This is a genomic window from Amycolatopsis sp. NPDC104819 (assembly GCF_055583145.1).
The window spans coordinates 66,983-85,711 of the sequence record NZ_JBVJON010000008.1; the positions used below are offsets into that span (position 1 = coordinate 66,983).

Genomic DNA, 18,729 nt, shown 5'->3' on the forward strand with positions numbered 1-18,729 from the left:
AACGGGTGCGCAGCCTCCCGGCCGGACCAAGTAGCGGCCGGAACAGCGGGTCCTCCTGCTCAGGTGGCTTCGACTTCGAGCGGAAGACGTTTGACACCGACGATCACCGCCGGGTTCTGGAACTCGACGTCGTCGTCCGAGGCGATGGAGAGATCGCGGTAGCGCTCGAAGAGCACCTCGAACGCCACCCGGCCCTCGAGCCGGGCCAACGGAGCGCCGAAGCAGAAGTGGATCCCGTGCCCGAAGGTGAGGTGCGGGTTCGGGCTGCGGCGCGCGTCGAACTCACCGGGGCGGTCGAAGCTCGCCGGGTCGCGGTTGGCCGCGGCCAGGTCGGCCATCACGATCGAGTTCGCCGGGATGACCTGGCCGCCCAGTTCGACGTCCGAGGTCGTGCGCCGGCCCAGTTCGGGGAACGGCGGCAGCATCCGCAGCACCTCCTCCAGCGCGGTCGGCAGGCCGGTGGGGTCGGCACGCAGCGCGGCCGCGGCGTGCGGGTTCCGGTCGAAGCTGACCACGGCGTTGCCCACCAGCGCGGTCGTCGTGATGTGCCCGGCCACCAGCAGCAGCGCCACGAACCCGACGATCTCCTGGTCCTCCAGGCGTTCGCCGTTGAACTCCGCCTGCACGAGCCGGCTGGTCAGCCCGTCGCCGGGGTGGGCGCGGTGCTGCCGGATGTGGTCGAGGATGTAGGCGTTCATCTCCCGGATGGTCGGGGCGATCGCGTCCAGCGCGCGCTGGATGTCGGCCATGTCGGCCGACTCCCCCAGCTGGTCGCCGCTGAAGAGCACCTGCGCCCACCGGGTGAACAGGGGCCGGTCGGCGATCGGGACGCCGAGGAGCTCGGCGATCACGATGATCGGCAGCGGGTAGGCGAGCGCGTCGACGACGTCGATGCGGGCCGCTCCGGCGACCTCGTCGAGCAGGTCGTGCGTGATGGCCCGGATCCGGGGTTCGAGCCCGGCCACGACCCGCGGGGTGAACGCCTGGCTGACCAGGGTCCGCAGCTTGCGGTGGTCCGGCGGGTCCATCCCGACGAAGTTGCCCTTGCGAAAGGTCTCGAAGTCCTCTTGGACCGGGGTGAGGCCACTGAAGTCCGAGGAGAACGTGGCCGGGTCGGACAGCACACGGGAGACGGTCGGGTGGTCCAGCGCCCGCCAGACGCCCCGCTCCCCGTCGTGGTGCACCGGGCCGCCGCGGTCGCGCAGTTCGGCCGAACGCGCCAGGAGGTCTTCGAACGCGAAGGCGAGGTCGGGTTCCTGAGTGGTCATGGCTTCCTCTCGTCGGTCGGCGGGGCGTCGGCGGGGCGTCCGCCCACCGGCTGGGGTTCGGCGGGCAGGGCATCGACGCGGGGAAAATGGCGCAGGGTGGGGCTCGCGGTGACGACCAGGGTCACGAGGGCGATCCCGGCGGTGCACAGCAGCACGGCGCCCCCACCGGGAACGGCCTGCACGACCAGGCCGCCGAAAGCCGGGCCGGTCGCGGCCGACACCCCGCCGATCACGCCCATCACGCTGGTCAGCCGCCCGCGCAGCCGGTCGGGCGTGAGCAGCAGCTGGTAGGTGCCGATCGTCGTGTTCGCGGTGGGCGGCAGCAGGGCCATCGCGACGAACAGGGCGCCCATCAGGTAGCCGTCGTCGATGACGGCCGCGAGCGGCGTGAGCAGGGTCAGCACCCAGAAGACGCTCATGATCGAGACGTACGGGCTGAGCCGGCGCTGCAGCCAGGGCGCGATCAGCGAGCCCACGACCCCGCCGACGCCGAGCATCGCGGCCATCACGCCGATCTCGCCCGAAGTGATGCCGCGGTCCCGCGCCAGGACGACGACCACGATGTAGTAGGCGCTGAAGAAGAAGTTCAGGCTCACCGCGCACAGCACGGTGACACGCACATGCCGCTCGCCCCACACCCAGCGCAGGCCCTCCACCATCTCCCGGCCCAGGTGCCCTTCGCCGCGCGGCACGGGCTCGTGGCGCGGGGCCCGCACGAAGCACAGGGCGACGAACGAGATCGCGTGGGCGAGCACGTCGAAGGCGAACGGAACGGCCCGCGCGAGACCGAAGAGGAACCCGCCGACCGCGGTGCCCGAAAGCTGGCCGAAAGCACCACGCGCCGAGTTCATCGCCACCGCGGTGGGCAGCTGGGCCGCGGGCACGATCCGAGCCAGCGTCGCGCCTTCGGCCGGGCCGAACAGCGAGCGGCAGCAGCCCATCACCGCCGCGACCGCGATCAGCTGGGGGATGCTCACGACGTCCCACCAGACGGCGGCCACCAGGCTCGCCACCGCCAGCGAATAGACGGCCTCGCAGCCGAGCATGAGCTTCTTGCGGTTCCAGCGGTCCGCCAGCGCGCCGGCGGGCAGCCCGGCGACCAGCTGGGCCATCGCGTCGACGCCGAGCACCAGCCCGGACAGCGCCGGTGAGCCGGTCACCGCGAGCACCAGCAGCGGCAACGCGATGACCGACGCGGCGAAGCCGGCTTCCGACAGCGCCTGGCTGCCCCACAGCAGTCGGTAGTCCCGGTTCCGGGACAGCGGCGACGCGGTCATCGGCGCCCGTCCCGGCTGTCGGCCGCGATCTGCCGCAGGGCACCGGCGAAGTCGGCAGCGACCGCTTCGACGGTCTGCCGGTCATGGCGGCCGGGCTGGTGGATCAGGGAGAACACCAGCTCGCCGTCCTGGACCGCGCCGACCAGGTCGAGCAGGAACGGGCGGTGCTCGGCCGGGTCGTGGTCGTGGCCGAGTGATCCGTGCAGGGCGGCGTAGAGGCTCTCCGACGTCGCTGTCCCGGCGGCCCCCGAGCCGTCCCACTGACCGAGGTAGTTGAACGAGATCTCGGGCTGGGGCCCGGTTTCGGTCAGCTGCCGCCGGACGTCCGGGGTGCCGAGGTGGCGCAGCGCGCCGTAGCCGAAGCCGTTGCCCGGGATGGCCCTCAGCTGCTTGCGGACGGACTTGACCAGTGTCCGCCAGTCCGCGCCACTGTCCACGGAGAGGGCCACCGGGTACAACGTGGTGAACCAGCCGGCGGTCCGGGTCAGGTCGACGCCGTCGAGGACGTCTTCGCGGCCGTGGCCCTCCAAGGCGATCGACACTTCCGCGCGGCCGGTCCACCGCGCCAGTGCCCAGGCCAGCGCCGCCAGGAGGACGTCGTTGACGCGGGTGCGGTAGGCCGCGGGCGCCGACCGCAGCAGGGCGTTGGTGTCCTCGGCGTCGAGGACGACGGTGACTTCGTCCGTTCCGGCGGCGTCGCCGTCGTGGTCCACCGGCAGCGCACCGGCGACGGGAAGGCCCGTCCAGTAAGGGATTTCGTCGTCGAAGCCACCGGCGCGGACGTGCTCGGCGAGCCGGTGCGACCAGTCGCGGAACGACGTCGTGCGCGGCCCGAGGTCGACTGGGGCGCGCCGGAGCACCTGCCGGTAGGCGGCGTCGAGGTCGTCGAGCAGGATGCGCCAGGAGACCGCGTCGACCACGACGTGGTGCGCCGCAAGGAAAAGCTTCGGGCGCCAGCCCGGTTCAGCGGTGACCAGGACGGCGCCGAGCAGCGGGCCGCGGGTCAGGTCGAACCCGGCGTGGACGGCGTCGGCGATCCGCTCCAGCGCGGCCGGGCGGTCGGCCTCGGCCACGGCGGTCAGGTCGTCGTGGCGCAGCTCGGGCCCCGGGTCGAGCCCGGCGTTGTGCTGGCGCCACCCGTCGGCGGTGTGCTCGAACCGCATCCGCAGGGCGTCGTGGTGGGCCCACACCGCGGCCAGGGCCTGCCGGAGCGCGTCGGCGTCGAAGCCGTCGGCCAGGTCGACGAGCATGGACTGGTTGAAGTGGTGGGGGTTCACGGTGTGGCTGCCGAAGAACCAGTCCTGGATCGGGGTCAGCGGCACCGGCCCGACCACCGGTCCGTCGGACTCCGTCACCTCGGAAACCGCGGTCGCCTGCGGGGCCAGGGTGGCGATGGTCTGGTTCAGGAACATGTCCTTCGCGGACAGCCGCAGTCCGGCCTGCCGGGCCCGGGACACCACCTGCATGCTGAGGATGGAATCGCCGCCCAGCTCGAAGAAGTTGTCCTCCGTGCCGACCCGGTCCAGGCCCAGCACCTGCGCCCACACCTCGGCCAGCACACGCTCGGCCGGCGTCACCGGCTCGACGTGCCGGGCGGCGGGCTCGACCGCGGCGGTGACCACGGGCAGGGCCCGCCGGTCGACCTTGCCGCTCGGGCCGAGCGGGAGCGCGGCCAGCGGCTGGAACGCCGAGGGCACGAGGTGCCCCGGCAGCGACCACCCCAGGAACTCGCGCAGGTCGGCGGAGCCGGGCACGTCGTCCGGTGACGCCGCGACGAAGCACGCGACCAGGCGCTTGTACCCGGACTCGTCCTGCTGCACCGCGGCGACGGCGGCGCTGATGCCGGGGTGGCGCAGCAGCGCCGACTCCACCTCGCCCAGTTCGATCCGGAAGCCGCGGACCTTCACCTGGTCGTCGGCCCGGCCGGTGAACTCGAGCACCCCGCCGGCGGACCAGCGGACGACGTCGCCGGTGCGGTACATCCGCTCCCCCGGCGCGCCGAACGGGTTGGCCGGGAACCGGTCCGCGGTCAGGCCCGGCCGGTCGAGGTAACCGCGGGCCAGGCTCGGCCCGGCGACGTACAGTTCGCCCGCGACGCCGATCGGGACCGGTGCGAGCGCGTCGTCGAGAACGTAGACGCGGGTGTTCGGGAGCGGCCGGCCGATCGGCGGCGGCACGCCCGGGGTGAGCGGGTCGCTCCAGGTCGCGACGACCGTCGACTCGGTGGGGCCGTAGGCGTTGATCATCCGCCGGCCGGGGGCCCAGCGGTCCACCAGCTCCGCCGGGCAGGCGTCGCCGCCCACGACGAGCGTGCGCAGGTGCGGCAGGGGCATCTCGGGGAGGGTGGCCAGCGCGGCGGGCGGGATCAGGGTGTGGCTGATTTCGTGCGTCGTGAGGAACTCCGCGAGCGGCTCCCCCAGCAACGGCCCGGGCGGGACGACGACGAGCGCCGCGCCGGCGGGCAGGGCCAGGCACAGCTCCAGCACAGCGGCGTCGAAGCTCGGCGAGGAGTACGCCATGACCCGGTCGCTTTCGGTGACGGCCAGGTGCTCGGCTTCCGCGTCGGCGAAACCGGTCAGCCCGGCATGGGTGACGATCACACCCTTGGGCCGGCCGGTCGACCCGGACGTGTAGATCACGTAGGCAGGGCTGTCCGGCCGCGGCGGGGTGAGCCGCACTCCCGGATCCGCGGCGAACGCGGCCGGGTCGTCGAGGACGAGCACCGGGACGCCGTCGGGCACGGGCGGGGCGAGGGCGTCGGTCGTGAGCACCAGGGCCGGGCGGGCGTCGGTGAGCATGTAGGTGATGCGTTCGAGCGGGTAGGTCGGGTCGACTGGCAGGAACGCCGCGCCCGCCTTCAGGACGGCGAGCTGCGCCACGACGATGTCGGCCGACCGGGGCAGGGCCAGCGCGACGATCCGTTCCGGGCCGATGCCGCGCGCGGCGAGGACCTGGGCCAGCCGCCCGGCGCGGGCGTCGAGCTCGGCGTAGGTGAGGATGCCGTCCTCGGAGACGACCGCGGTCGCGTCCGGGTGCCGCCGGGCCCGGGCCTCGACGCGTTCGGGCAGGGTGCCGGGGGCGACTGCGCGGCCGGTGTCGTTCCACGTGCCGAGCAGCAGGCGGCGTTCGTCCTCGCCCAGCAGTGGCAGCTTCGACAGCGGCCGGGCGGGGTTTTCGGCGATGCCGGCGAGCAGGACGCCCAGGTGCTCGGCGAGGTGGTCGATCGTGCCGGCGTCGAACAGGTCGGTGTTGTAGGTCAGGGCGGCGTGCAAGAGGCCGTGGTCCGGCTGGAACTCCAGGGTCAGGTCGAAGTTCGCGGCCGTCGCGGGCTGGACGACGTCTTCGGCCTCGAGCCCGGGCAGCCGGGCCGGCTCCCGCGGGCTGTTCTGCAGCACCACCATGGTCTGGAACAGCGGGGTGCGGCTGGGGTCGCGGCCGGGCTGGACCGCGTCGACGACGCGGTCGAACGGCAGGTCCTGGTGGTCGAACGCCGCGCGGACGCCGGCGCTGACCTCGTCGAGGAAGTCCGTGAACGGTTGCCCCGGGCGGACCCGGGACCGCAGCACCAGCGTGTTGACGAAGAACCCGACGAGGCTTTCCAGCTCGGCGCGTTCGCGGCCGGAGGTGACCGTGCCGACGGCGACGTCGTCCTGACCGGCCCAGCGGCCGAGCAGCACCTGGCAGGCCGCGACGAGGGTGGTGAACAGCGTGGTGCCCCGCTGCCGGCTCAGCTGTTCGAGCCGGGCGGTCACCACCGCCGGGACGACCAGCTCCCGGGTCGCGCCGCTGGTGGTGCGCACCGGCGGGCGCGGCCGGTCGGTCGGCAGCTCCAGCGGGGTGAGGTCGCGCAGGCGCCCGGTCCAGTAGTCGACCTGGCCCGCCAGCACCCGCTCGGCGAGCAGACCGCGTTGCCAGGCCGCGAAATCCGCGTACTGCACGGGCAGCGGCGGCAGCTCGGGCGCCTCGCCGCGCAGCGCGGCGGTGTAGCGCAGGCCGATCTCTTCGGCGATCAGGCCGTTGGACCAGCCGTCGGTGACGATGTGGTGCACGGTCACGGTGAGCACGTGCTCCTGTGGGGCCAGCCGGATCAGCTTGACTCGCAGCAGCGGGCCTTCCCGCAGGTCGAACGGCTGCTCGCCGTCGGCGCGCAGGACATCGGCCAGGGCCGCTTCCCGCGTCTCGGCGGGGTGGCCGCTCAGGTCGGTGACGGGCACCGGCACGGGCGCCGCCGGGTGCACGACCTGGACGCCGTGGCCGTCGCTCGAGGCGAACGTGGTGCGCAACGGCTCGTGCCGGGCGACCAGGCCGGTGAACGCCTCGCCGAGCGCGTCGACGACCAGCTCACCGTGCAGGCGCACGGCCGTGCTCGTGACGTACTCGGTGCCGCCGGGCTCGAACTCGTCGAGGAACCACAACCGCTGCTGGGCGAAGGACTGCGGCAGCGGCCGGTCGCGGGGCACGGCGGGGATCGGGCCGGTGGCGGTGCGGGCGGCGCCGACGGTGTCGATCGCCGCGGCGAGCCGGGCGACCGTCGGGTGCGCGAACACCGCGCGCGGCGACATCGACACGGCGAATTCGGCCAGGAGCCGGGACACGAGCCGGATGCTGAGGATCGAGTCGCCGCCGAGCTCGAAGAAGTTGTCCTGCGCCCCGACCCGTTCGGCACCGAGCAGCCGCTCCCAGATTTCGGCGACGGTCTGCTCGGTCACGGTGGCGGGCGGGACGTGGACCCGCTGGGCCGGGATCGGGCCGTCCGGCGCGGGCAGCGCGCGGCGGTCCACCTTTCCGTTGCGGTTCAACGGAAGTACCGGCAGCACCAGGACGACCGCGGGAACCATGTATTCGGGCAGGCTCTCGGCGGCGTGCGCACGCAGCTCGGCCGGGTCGGCGGTCCGCCCCGGGGCGGCGACGACGTGGGCCACCAGCCGGCGGGTGCCGGCGGCGTCGGTGTGGACGGTCGCGATCGCCTGCGCGACCGCCGGGTGCGCGGCCAGCACGGTCTCCACCTCCGCGGGCTCGATCCGGAACCCGCGCAGCTTGACCTGGTCGTCCGAACGGCCGAGGAACACCAGGTCGCCGTCGGCGTCACGGCGGACGACGTCACCGGTCCGGTACATCCGCTCCCCCGGCGCGCCGAACGGGTCGGCGACGAACCGGTCGGCGGTCGCGCCCGGACGGCCGAGGTAACCGCGCGCCAGGCCGGGCCCGGCGAGGCACAGCTCGCCCGGTGCGCCGGCCGGCAGCGGCCGCAGGTCGCGGTCGAGCACGTAGGCGCGGACGCCGTCGAGCGGACGGCCGATGGGGATCGGCTCGGGCACGTCCGCGGTCAGCCGGAAGGACGTGGCGAAGGTCGTGGTTTCGGTGGGGCCGTACCCGTCGACCACGACGAGGCCGGGGCAGGCCGCTTGGACCGCCCGCACCGCGGCCGGCGGGACGACGTCGCCCCCGGTCCAGACTTCGCGCAGACCACGCAAGGCGTCCGGGGCGTCGTGGGCGACGAGCCGGAACAGGCCCGCGGTCAGCCACGCCGCCGTCACCCCGTGCGCGGACACCGCGCGCCGCAACGACTCCACGGTCAGGTCGGGGCCGTCGGGCAGGACGGTCGCTCCGCCGGTCAGCAACGGGGCCCACAGCTCGTAGGTGGAGGCGTCGAAGGCCAGCGGCGAGTGGGCCAGCACCCGGGCGTGGGCGTCCCCGGCGAACCGGGAGTCCTGGGCCAGCGCGGTGATGTCCTGGTGGCACACCGCGACGCCCTTGGGGGTCCCCGTCGATCCCGACGTGTACATCACATAGGCGAGGCTGCCGGGATCGACCGCGCGCTCCGGCGCCGAGGAGGATCGCTGCCCGCCCACCGTCGTCGTGGGTCCACTGTGGACGGATTCGGCGGTGGTCACCCAGGTCGGCCCGGCCACCACGACCGTCACCGCGGCTTCGGCCAGCACGGCCCGCAGCCGCTCCTGCGGGGCACGGGTGTCCAGCGGCACGTAGGCCGCGGCCGCCTTGAGCACGGCCAGCTCCGCGACCACGTGATCCACCGACGGTTCGAGCAGGAGCCCGACGCGGTCTTCGGCGCCGACGCCCAGCTCGACCAGCCGGCGCGCCAGGTGGTTCGCCCGCTCGTCCAGCTCGGTGTAGGTCAGGGTCCGGTCGTCGGCGACGACCGCGGGCGCGTCCGGCCGGCGGCGGACCTGGTCGGCGAACAGCGCCGGCACGGTCGCGGCGGGCGCGGGCCCGCCCGCGCCGTGGGCGTCGGCGAGCACCTGGGCACGTTCGGCACCGTCGACCCACGGCAGCCGCGCCAGCGGCCGGGCGGGATCGGCGGTGACGGCGTCGAGCAGCAGGCCGAGCCGGTCGGTCATCGCCGTGATCGAACCGGCGTCGAACAGTCCCGGGTCGTAGGCGAGGTCGAGCGTGAGCCCCTCGTCCAGCGACGCGCGCAGGCACAGCGGGAAGTTGGTGGCGTCGGCCGAGGCGACCTCGACGACCCGGGGCGCGCCGGTGGTGGCGGGTTCGCTGATCGGGTAGTTCTCGAAGACCACCATGCTGTCGAACAGGTTCTGCCCGGCGGCGACGTCGCTGAGCGGCCGCAGCCGGCCCAGCGACACGAAGTCGTGGTCACGCGCCTCGCTCTGGGCCGCCTGCAGCTCCCCCAGCCACCGCGCGACCGGCTGGGCGCCGTCGAGGCGGACGCGGGTCGGGATGGTGTTGATGAACATGCCGATCATCGTTTCGACGCCGGCCAGGTCGGCCGGACGGCCGGAGACGGTGGTGCCGAACACGACGTCCCGGTCGCCCGACAGCAGCGACAGCAGCAGCGCCCAAGCGCCCTGCACGACGGTGTTGACGGTCAGGCCCTGGGTCCGGGCGAACTCGCGCAGCCGCAGCGTCGCGGGCGGGGCCAGCTCGGTGCGGACCGCATCGGTCGAGCGGGACCGGTGGGCCTCGGCCGGCGGGCGGTCGTAGGGCAACGCGGTCGGGGCGTCGAACCCGGCCAGCGTGGCGCGCCAGAAATCGTCGGCGCGGGCCTGGTCGCGCTCGGCCAGCCAGCCGAGGTAGTCGCGGTACGGGCGGCGGGTGACCAGGCCAGGCCGGGTGCCCGACGTCGTCGCGGCGTACTGCTCGCACGCCTCGGCGAAGACCTGGGCGGAGCTCCAGCCGTCGAGCAGGACGTGGTGGGAGGTCCAGACGAGGTCGACCTCGTCGCCGGGCAGCGCGGCGATCGCCAGCCGGGTCAGCGGGGCGCGGGCCAGGTCGAACGGCGCGGCACGATCGGCCTCGAGCAGGTCCCGCACGGCCGCCTCGCGGGCCACCGGGTCGAGGTCGCGCAGGCCGTGGTGGGTGACTGGCAGGGTGGCCGCGCGGTCCACCACCTGCACGGGCTCCTCGACGCCGGTCAGGACCAGCCGGGTCCGCAGCACCGGCGTGCGATCGACGACGCGCTGCCAGGCCGCGGCGAGCCCGGCGGGGTCGGCGACCCCGGCCAGGCGCACGCGGACCTGTTCGAAGTACGCCGGGGAACCGCTGTCGAACAACGTGTGGAACACCATGCCGGCCTGCAGCGCCGTGAGCGGGTAGACGTCTTCGACGTCCCGGCCGTCGCCGGCCACGACGTCGAGCTCACGCTGACTCAACCGGGCGAGCGGGAAGTCGGACGGCGTGCGCCCTCCGGCGCCGGGGGCGGCGCAGTGCGCGACGATCTCGCGCAGCGCCTCGGTGACCTGCTCGGCCAGGTCCCGCACGGTGCTTTCGTGGTGCACCCCGGGCGAATACGTCCAGGCGAGCTCCAGCCGGTCGCCTTCGACGATGCCGACGACGTCGAGCAGGCAGGTCCGCGGCCGGGCGTCGTCTTCGCCCAGGTCGCCGCCGAAGCCCCGGTAGAGTCCGCTGTCGTCGCCGGCGGCGGTCCACTGGCCGAGGTAGTTCAGCGAGATCTGCGGGGTGCGGGCGCCGCGCAGGGGCGAGTCCGGCACGAGCCGGCTCAGCGCGCCGTAGCCGAGGCCCTTGCCGGGCACGGCCCGCAGCTGTTCCTTGACCGCCTTCAGCGTCGGCTCCCAGTCCTCGGCCTCGGGCAGTGTGAGCGCGACCGGGAACTCGGCGGTGAACCAGCCGACCGTGCGGGACAGGTCGAGGTCGTCGAAGATCTCCTCGCGGCCGTGCCCTTCCAGCGCGACCAGGACCCGTTCGTTCCCGGTCCAGCGGGCCAGCACCCGGCCGAGGGCGCTGAGCAGGACGTCGTTGACCTGGGTGCGGTAGACGTCGGGCACCTGGCGCAAAAGGGCGTCGGTGGTGGCGGTGTCGAGGGCCGAAGTCACCGTGCGGGTTTCGGTGTTCTCCCCCGCCGCGTCGACCGGCAGGTCCGTGGCGGGACCGTCGAGCACCTCGGTCCAGTAGGGCAGCTCGGCGTCGAAGCCGCCGCCGCGGACGTGCGCGGCGAGCCGGTCGGCCCAGCGGAAGTAGCTCGTCGTCCCCGGCCCGAGGTCGACCCGGCGGCCCGCGAGCACCTGGCGGTACGCGGTTTCCGTGTCGGCGAGCAGGATCCGCCACGAAACACCGTCGACCACCAAATGGTGAACGATCAGCAGCAGGACCGGCGGCCGCGCCGGGCCGAAGGTGAACAGCACGGCCGCGACGAGCGGGCCGTCCCCGACGCTCAGTGTGCCACGCGCTTCGACCGCGGCGGTGCGCATCACCGCGTCGACGTCGACCACAGTGGACAAGTCGACTTGGCGCAGCGCGGGGATTTCCGCGTCGGCGCGGAACTCCTGCCGCCAGCCGTCGCCTCCGTGGGTGAATCGGGTGCGCAGGACCTCGTGCCGCGCCAGGACCGCGGCCAGCGCCGTGGTCAGAGCGGGGACGTCCAGCTCCGGGTCGAGTTCGGCCACTGTGGACATCGTGAACCGGTCGTTGCCGGTGCCGAAGAGCCACTGCTGGATCGGGGTGAGCGGGGCCGAGCCTGTGAAGGCCGCCTCGGGACCGCCGGGCGCCTCCGTGCCGGCGACCAGCGCCAGCTCGGCGATGTTCTGGTGGCGGAAGACGTCCTTGGAGGTCAGGCGCAGGCCGTGCTGCCGGGCCCGGGAGACGACCTGGATGCTCAGGATGGAATCCCCGCCCAGCGCGAAGAAGTTGTCTTCCACGCCCGGCCGTTCGACGCCGAGGACGTCGGCCCAGATCGATGCGAGCAGCTGCTCGGCCGGCGTCCGCGGCGCGGTCCGGCCGACGGCCGGGGCCACGATCGGGGCGGGGGCGGGCAACGCGCCGCGGTCGACCTTGCCGCTCGCGGCCAGCGGCAGCCGGTCGAGCCGCACGAAAACCGTGGGCACCAGGTGGTCGGGAAGGGTCGCCTTCAACCGGGTCCGCAGGTAGTCCGGCTCGCCCGTCGTGACGACGTAGGCGACGAGACGGGCGTGGCCGTCGTCGTGGCGGGCGACGACCACGGCGTCGGCGACCTCCGGCAAGGCGCGCAGCGCCGCCTCGACCTCGCCGGGTTCGATCCGGAAGCCGCGGATCTTGACCTGGTCGTCGGCGCGGCCGAGGTACTCCAGGTTGCCGTCGCGGGTCCAGCGGACGCGGTCACCGGTGGCGTACATCCGGGTTCCCGGCGCGCCGAAGGGGTTGGGCAGGAACCTCTCCGCGGTCGTCCCGGGCCGGTTGAGGTAGCCGCGGGCGAGCTGGACGCCCGCCAGGTACAGCTCGCCGGGGACGCCGATCGGCGCCGGGCGCAGGAGGTCGTCGAGGACGTAGGCGCGCACGTTGCCGACCGGGCGGCCGATCACCTCGCGCGCGGACTCGCCGATCCGGACCATCGTCGCGTCCACAGTGGACTCGGTCGGGCCGTAGAGGTTGAAGGCGGTGGCACCGGAAAGTTCCCGCCACAACGCGTCGCCGACCGGCTCGCCGCCCACCAGCAGCACCGGTGGCCGGGCCCCCGCGCCGAGCAGGTGCCGGACGAACGACGGCGTCGAGTTGACCAGGTCGATCCCGTGGTCCGAAACGTAACCGGCGAGCAGCGCGGGATCGAGCCGGGTGTCGCCGTCGATGACGTGCAGCTCGTGGCCGCCCGTCAGCATCAGCAGCAGTGCCTCCCAGGACGCGTCGAACGAGAACGCGGCCGTCAGCGCGACGCGCAGCCGCTCCTTCCCGGCCGCCTCGGCGAACAGGTCCCCGTGGTCGACGGCCAGGTTGGCCAGCGCGCGATGACTGACGACGACGCCCTTCGGCACGCCGGTCGAACCGGAGGTGTAGATCGTGTAGGCGGCGTTGTCGAACACCAGCGGCCCGACCCGGTCGTCATCCGTCAAGTCCACATCGGACACTACCGCCGAGCCGGCGATCGGTTCGGTGACCACGACGACCGGCCGGGTGTCGGCGAGCAGCGCTTCCTGGCGCACGGGCGGCAGATCGGGGTCCAGATACAGCAGCACGCCCCCGGCCTTGAGCACGGCGAGGACGGTGACCACGAGCTCCGCGGAGCGAGGCAGGGAAACGGCCACGAACCGCTCAGGACCCGCGCCGCGGGAGACGAGGTCGCGAGCGACCCGGTTCGCGCGGGCGTTCAGCTCGGCGAAGGTCAGCGTGGTGTCGTCGCAGACCAGCGCGGTCCGCTGAGGAGTACGGGCGACCCGCGCTTCGAACAGCTCCGGCACGGTGCGGTCCGGGGCCGGGCGGTCGGTGGCGTTCCAGGTCTCGACGACCAGGTCGTGCTCGGCCGCTGGCAGCAGCGACAGCGTGTCGACGGGGCGCGTGGGGTCGGCCACGACGGCGGTGAGCAGCACCGTCAGGTGCTCGGCGAAACGGCTCATGGTGGCCGCGTCGAACAGGTCGGTGCTGTAGTTCAGCAGGCCGCGCAGGCCGTCGGGGCGTTCTTCGAACTCGATGCTGAGGTCGAACCCGGCCGTGGTCATCGGCAGGTCGAGGTCGCTCGCCGCGAGCCCGGCGAGAGCGGGCAGCCGGTTGCCCGCGTTCTGCAGGGTCACCAGCACCTCGAACAGCGGCGTGCGGCTGGTGTCGCGCTCGGGGCTCAGCTCGTCCACGAGCCGCTCGAACGGCACGTCCTGGTGGGCGAACGCGTCCAGGACCGTCCGGCGGACGGCGGTGAGCACCTGCCCGAAGTCCTGGCGCCCGTCGAGCTGCGACCGCAGCACGACGGTGTTGACGAACATCCCGACGATGTCCCGCACCCCGGGGTGGTCGCGGCCGGAGGTGATCGTGCCGACAGCGACGTCGTCCTGCCCGGACCACCGGCGCAGCACCAGCTGACAGGCCGCGGCCAGGGCCGTGAACAAGGTCGTGTCCCGGTCGGCGGCCAGCCGGCGCAGCCCGGCGAGCGGCTCGGCGGCGAGGATGAACTCCTGCTCGGCGCCGTGCGAGGTCCGGACGACCGGCCGGGGACGGTCGGTGGGCAGGTCGAGCGGGCGGAGGCCGTCGAGCTGCCGCCGCCAGAAGCCGAGCTGGTCCTCGACGGGCAGTTCCCGTTGCCACGCCGCGAAGTCCGCGTACTGGACCGGCAGCGCGGGCAGCTCGGTGTGCTCGTTGCCGTAGAGGGCAGCGAGCTCGCCGACGAGCACGCCCATCGACCAGCCGTCAGTGATGATGTGGTGCAGGGACAGGACGAGCGCGTGCTCGTCCGGAGCGACGCGGGCCAGCCGGGCCCGCAGCAACGGGCCGCGGGTCAGGTCGAACGGCTGCGCGAGGTCTTCGGCGAGCAGTCGCTGCAAGTCTCCGGCTTCGGTGACGGGCAACGCCAGTTCCCACGGCTCGCCGATCACTTGACGAGGCTTGCCGTCCACGGCGGTGAACGTCGTGCGCAGCGACTCGTGCCGAGCGATCAGGGCGTTCAGCGCCCTCGCGAGGGCGTCGGCACGCAGGGCACCACGCAACCGGACGCCGTACACCGTGACGTGGTCCGTGCTGCCCGGGGCGAACTGGTCGAGGAACCAGAGGCGTTGCTGGGCGAAGGACAGCGGCAGGTCACGCTCGCGGCTCACCAGGGGGATCGCCGCGACGGCAACCGTCGTGGTGGCCAGGCTCGCGGCGAGGCCCGCGACGGTCGGCGTGTCGAACACGCTGCGCGGGGAGACGTCGACGCCGAGGGCGTCGCGCAGCGCGGAGGCCAGCCGGATGCTGAGGATGGAATCCCCGCCCAGCTCGAAGAAGCTGTCCTCGGCCCCGACCCGGTCCACCCCCAGGGTGGCGGCCAGGACCGCCGCGACCGTGCGTTCGGCGTCGGTGCGCGGCTCGACGAACTCCGTGCCCATCGGGCCGGCGACGGGCGCCGGCAACGCGCGGTGGTCGAGTTTTCCGTTGCGCGTCAACGGCATCGCGTCGACCGTGACGAACGCGGAGGGCACCATGTAGTCGGGCAGCGACCGGGCCAGTCGTTCGCGCAGCAGGGCCGCGGCGGGCGGGGCGTGCGGGTCGGCCGCGACGACGTAAGCGACCAGCCGCTTGCGGCCGGGCTCGTCCTCTCGGGCGAGGACCGCGGCCGAGCCGACCTCCGGCTGCGCGAGCAGGGTGGCCTCGATCTCGCCCGGTTCGATGCGGAAGCCGCGGATCTTGACCTGCTGGTCGGCACGCCCGCGGTAGCGCAGCGCGCCGTTCTCGCCACGGGACACCAGGTCCCCGGAGCGGTACATCCGCGACCCTGGTGCACCGAACGGGTCGGCGACGAACCGAGCGGCGGTCAGCCCGGGCCGGCCGAGGTAACCGCGGGCCAAGCCGGCCCCGGCGACGTGCAGTTCGCCGGGCACGCCGGCCGGGACGGGGTTCAGGTCGGCGTCGAGGACGTACCCGCGCAGGTCGGGCAGGACGTCCCCGACCAGACCGGGAGCGTCCGGCACGAGGTCGTGGTGGGTGACGTGGACGGTGGTCTCGGTGATGCCGTACATGTTGACCAGCCGGGGCGCGGTGGCGCCGTGGCGGCGGAACCAGCCGGACAGGCGGCGCGTGTCGAGCGCCTCGCCGCCGAAGATCACGTGCCGCAGCGCGAGCCGGGCGCCGAGGTCCGGGTCGTCCTCGTCGGCGCGGCACAGCTGGTAGAACGCCGACGGCGTCTGGTTGAGCACGGTGACGCCTTCGTCGGCCAGCAGACGCAGGAACTCCCGCGGCGACCGCGAGACGGCGTGCGGGACGACGACGAGCCGGCCGCCGTGCAGCAGCGGGCCCCAGATCTCCCAGACGGAGAAGTCGAAGGCGTAGCTGTGGAACAGCGTCCACACGTCGTCACGGCCGAAGCCGAACCGGCCGGCGGTCGCGGCGAACAGCCGGGTGACGTTGCGGTGCGGAACCACCACGCCCTTGGGCTGCCCGGTCGAGCCGGAGGTGTAGATGACGTACGCGGGGTGCTCGGGCGTGCACCGCGACGGCGGGTCGGTGTCCGGGCCGGTGGTCTCGACGTCCTCGGGAGTCAGCACGGCGACCGGGTCGGTGTCGGCGATCATCCGCTCGACGCGCTCGTCCGGGGTGGCCGGGTCGATCGGGAGGTAGGCGGCGCCGGCCTTGAGCACGGCGAGGATCGCGACGACCTGCTCCGGCGAGCGCGGCAGGCGCAGGGCGACGTACCGCTCGGGCCCGGCGCCGAGCGCGATCAGCCGGTGCGCCAGCCGGTTCGCGCGGCGGTTGAGTTCGGCGTAGGACAGGGCGGTGCCCTCACTGGTGAGCGCGATCGCGTCCGGGGTCGCGGCCACCTGGGCGGCGAACAGGTCCGTGATGGTCGGTGCGGGCAGCGAGACCGGGTCCGCGCCGCCGGGCAGCTGCGCGCGGTCGTCGGCCGAGAGCCACGGCAGCCGCGCGATCGTGCGGTCCGGGTTCTCGGCAATCGCGAGCAGCAGGGTCTCCAGCCGGGCGGCCAGGGCCTCGGCGGTGGCCGGGTCGAACAGCGCCGGGTCGGTGGCCAGCTCGAAGCCCAGCTGTTCGCCCGCGTAGGCGCGCAGGGTGATCGGGAAGGTGGTGGCGTCGAGCGCGGTCACCTCGCGCAGGGTGACCCCGGCGCGGGCGGCGGCGTTTTCGTCGAACGGGTAGTTCTCGAACGCGACCATGCTGTCGAACAGGTTCTGCCCAGCCGGGACGTCGCTGAGCGCGCGCAGCCGCCCGAGGGCGACGAAGTCGAAGCGCCGCGCCCGGTTCTGCTCGTCCTGCAGCCGCCGCAGCCACGCCAAGACCGGTTCGCCACCGTCGACGCGGGTGCGTGTCGGGATGGTGTTGATGAACATCCCGATCATGGTTTCGACACCGGGCAGGTCGTCGGGCCGGCCGGAGACGGTGGTGCCGAACACGACGTCGGACTCGCCGCTCTGGTGGGCCAGCAGCAGGGCCCACGCGCCCTGCACGAGGGTGTTGACGGTCAGGCCGTGGCGCCGGGCGACGTCGCGCAGGCGGGTGGTGTCTTCGGGGGTGAGGGCGACCCGCACCGGCTGCGCGGTCCGCGTCCGGTGGGCCTCGGCCGGTGACCGGTCCCAGGGCAGCGGTGTGGGGGTGGCGAACCCGGCCAGCACCTCGCGCCAGTGGTCCTCGGCCGCGGTGACGTCCTGCGCGGCCAGCCAGGCGAGGTAGTCGCGGAACGGCCGGTGGGCCGGGACCCGCGGGACGCGGCTGCCGGTGATGGCCGCGTAGTGCTCGACGACCTCGGTGAAGATCTGGGCGAGGCTCCAGCCGTCGAGCACGATGTGGTGCGAGGTCCACATCAGCAGCACCTGGTCGTGGCGCAGCGCGACGATGTCCAGCCGCATCAGCGGGGCGGTGGCCAGGTCCATCCCGGCGGCGGCGTCTTCGGCCGAGAGCCGGTCCAGCTCCGCCGCCTGCTCCGCTTCGGACAGGCCACGCCAGTCGTGGCGGGTGGTCGGCACGACCGCGCGGCGGCGCACCACCTGCAGGGGTTCCTCGACGCCGTCCCAGACCAGCTGGGTGCGCAGCACCGGGGTCCGGTCGGCCACCTGCTGCCAGGCCCGCGCGAACGCCTCCGGGTCGCGGACGCCGTCGAGCAGCATCCGGGCCTGGTCGACGTAGGCGTCGGCGGTGGGGTCGAGCAGGCTGTGGAACAGCATGCCCGCCTGCAGCGGGGTCAGCGGGTAGACGTCTTCGACGTCGTGGCCGTCACCGGCGATTCTGTCCACAGTGGATTGATCGAGCCGGGCAAGCGGGAAGTCGGACGGCGTGCGGCCGCCGGCACCGGGCTCCGCGCAGTGCGCGACGATCTCGCGCAGTGCCGCCAGCATCGCCTCGGCCAGCTCGTGCACCGTTTCGCGGTTGTTGACCTGCTCGGAGTAGCTCCACGTCAGTGACAGCTCACCACCGTCGACGACGCCGGTCACGTCCAGCTGGTAGGTGTTCGCCTCGTCCGGCGCGATGTCCGCGCCCGCACCGTCGAGTCGACCGCGGAAAAGCCCGTCGCCGCCGCTTCCGCCGTCCCAGCGGCCGTGGTAGTTGAAGCAGATCTGAGGAAGCGGAAGGGACTTCAGGACGGTGCCAGGCGCGTCGGTGTCGCCGAGGTGGCGCAGGGCCTCATAGCTGAGGCCGCGGCGCGGAACGGCCCGCAGCTGCTCCTTGACCGCCTTCAGGGTGGCGCCCCAGTCCCCCGCCGCCGGCAGGTCGAGCGCCACCGGGAACTGCGTGGTGAACCAGCCGACCGTGCGGGAGAGGTCGACGCCGTCGAGGACGTCCTCCCGGCCGTGGCCTTCCAGCGCGATCAGCACACCGTCCTGCCCCGTCCGGTCGGCCAGCGCCCGGCCGAGCGCGCTCAGCAGCACGTCGTTGACCTGCGTCCGGTAGGCCGCGGGAACCCGGTGCAGCAGCGCGGCGGTGTCGTCGGCGTCGAGCGTCACGGTCAGCGTACGCGTGGAGCCGGTGGTGCCGGCGCCGTCGTGGTCGACCGGCAGTGCGGTCGGGACCCGGCCGGCCACCCGGGTCCAGTGCTCGACGTCGCCGTCGAAGGCGCCGGAGCGGACGTGCTCGCGCAGCAGGTGCGCCCACCGGGTGAACGTCGTGCCCGCGGCCGGCAACCGGACCGGAGCGCCGGCCAGGGCCTGGTGGTAGGCGGTGTCGAGGTCGGCGAGCAGCACTCGCAGCGATACGCCGTCGACCACGAGGTGGTGCACGGCCAGGAACAGCAGCGGGGGGGGGGGGGGGGGGAGGGGGAGCACAGCGCCGGTGGCCGCGCAGGTCGTGCGGTCGAGCCTAGACCGCCCCCTGCC

Annotated in this window: 3 protein-coding genes; all 3 read right to left on the reverse strand. The window is 73.7% G+C overall.

Annotated elements, in window-relative coordinates; genetic code table 11:
• Positions 1–59: 59 nt before the first annotated feature.
• From ACZ63E_RS25805 to ACZ63E_RS25815, 3 genes are read right to left on the reverse strand one after another with little or no spacing between them, the layout of a single operon-like run.
• The gene (locus ACZ63E_RS25805) at positions 60–1,268 is read right to left on the reverse strand and encodes a cytochrome P450 (protein WP_465338671.1); all 1,209 of its coding nucleotides are present in this window, start codon (positions 1,266–1,268) and stop codon (positions 60–62) included.
• Positions 1,265–2,545 carry an MFS transporter gene (locus tag ACZ63E_RS25810; RefSeq protein ID WP_465338672.1) on the reverse strand — a complete coding sequence of 427 codons (1,281 nt, stop codon included), beginning with the start codon at positions 2,543–2,545 and terminating at the stop codon, positions 1,265–1,267. Before ACZ63E_RS25810 ends, ACZ63E_RS25805 begins: the two co-directional genes overlap by 4 nt.
• On the reverse strand, positions 2,542–18,633 hold the full coding sequence (locus ACZ63E_RS25815) for a non-ribosomal peptide synthase/polyketide synthase (protein ID WP_465338673.1): 16,092 nt from the start codon (positions 18,631–18,633) through the stop codon (positions 2,542–2,544). Before ACZ63E_RS25815 ends, ACZ63E_RS25810 begins: the two co-directional genes overlap by 4 nt.
• Positions 18,634–18,729: the final 96 nt, after the last annotated feature.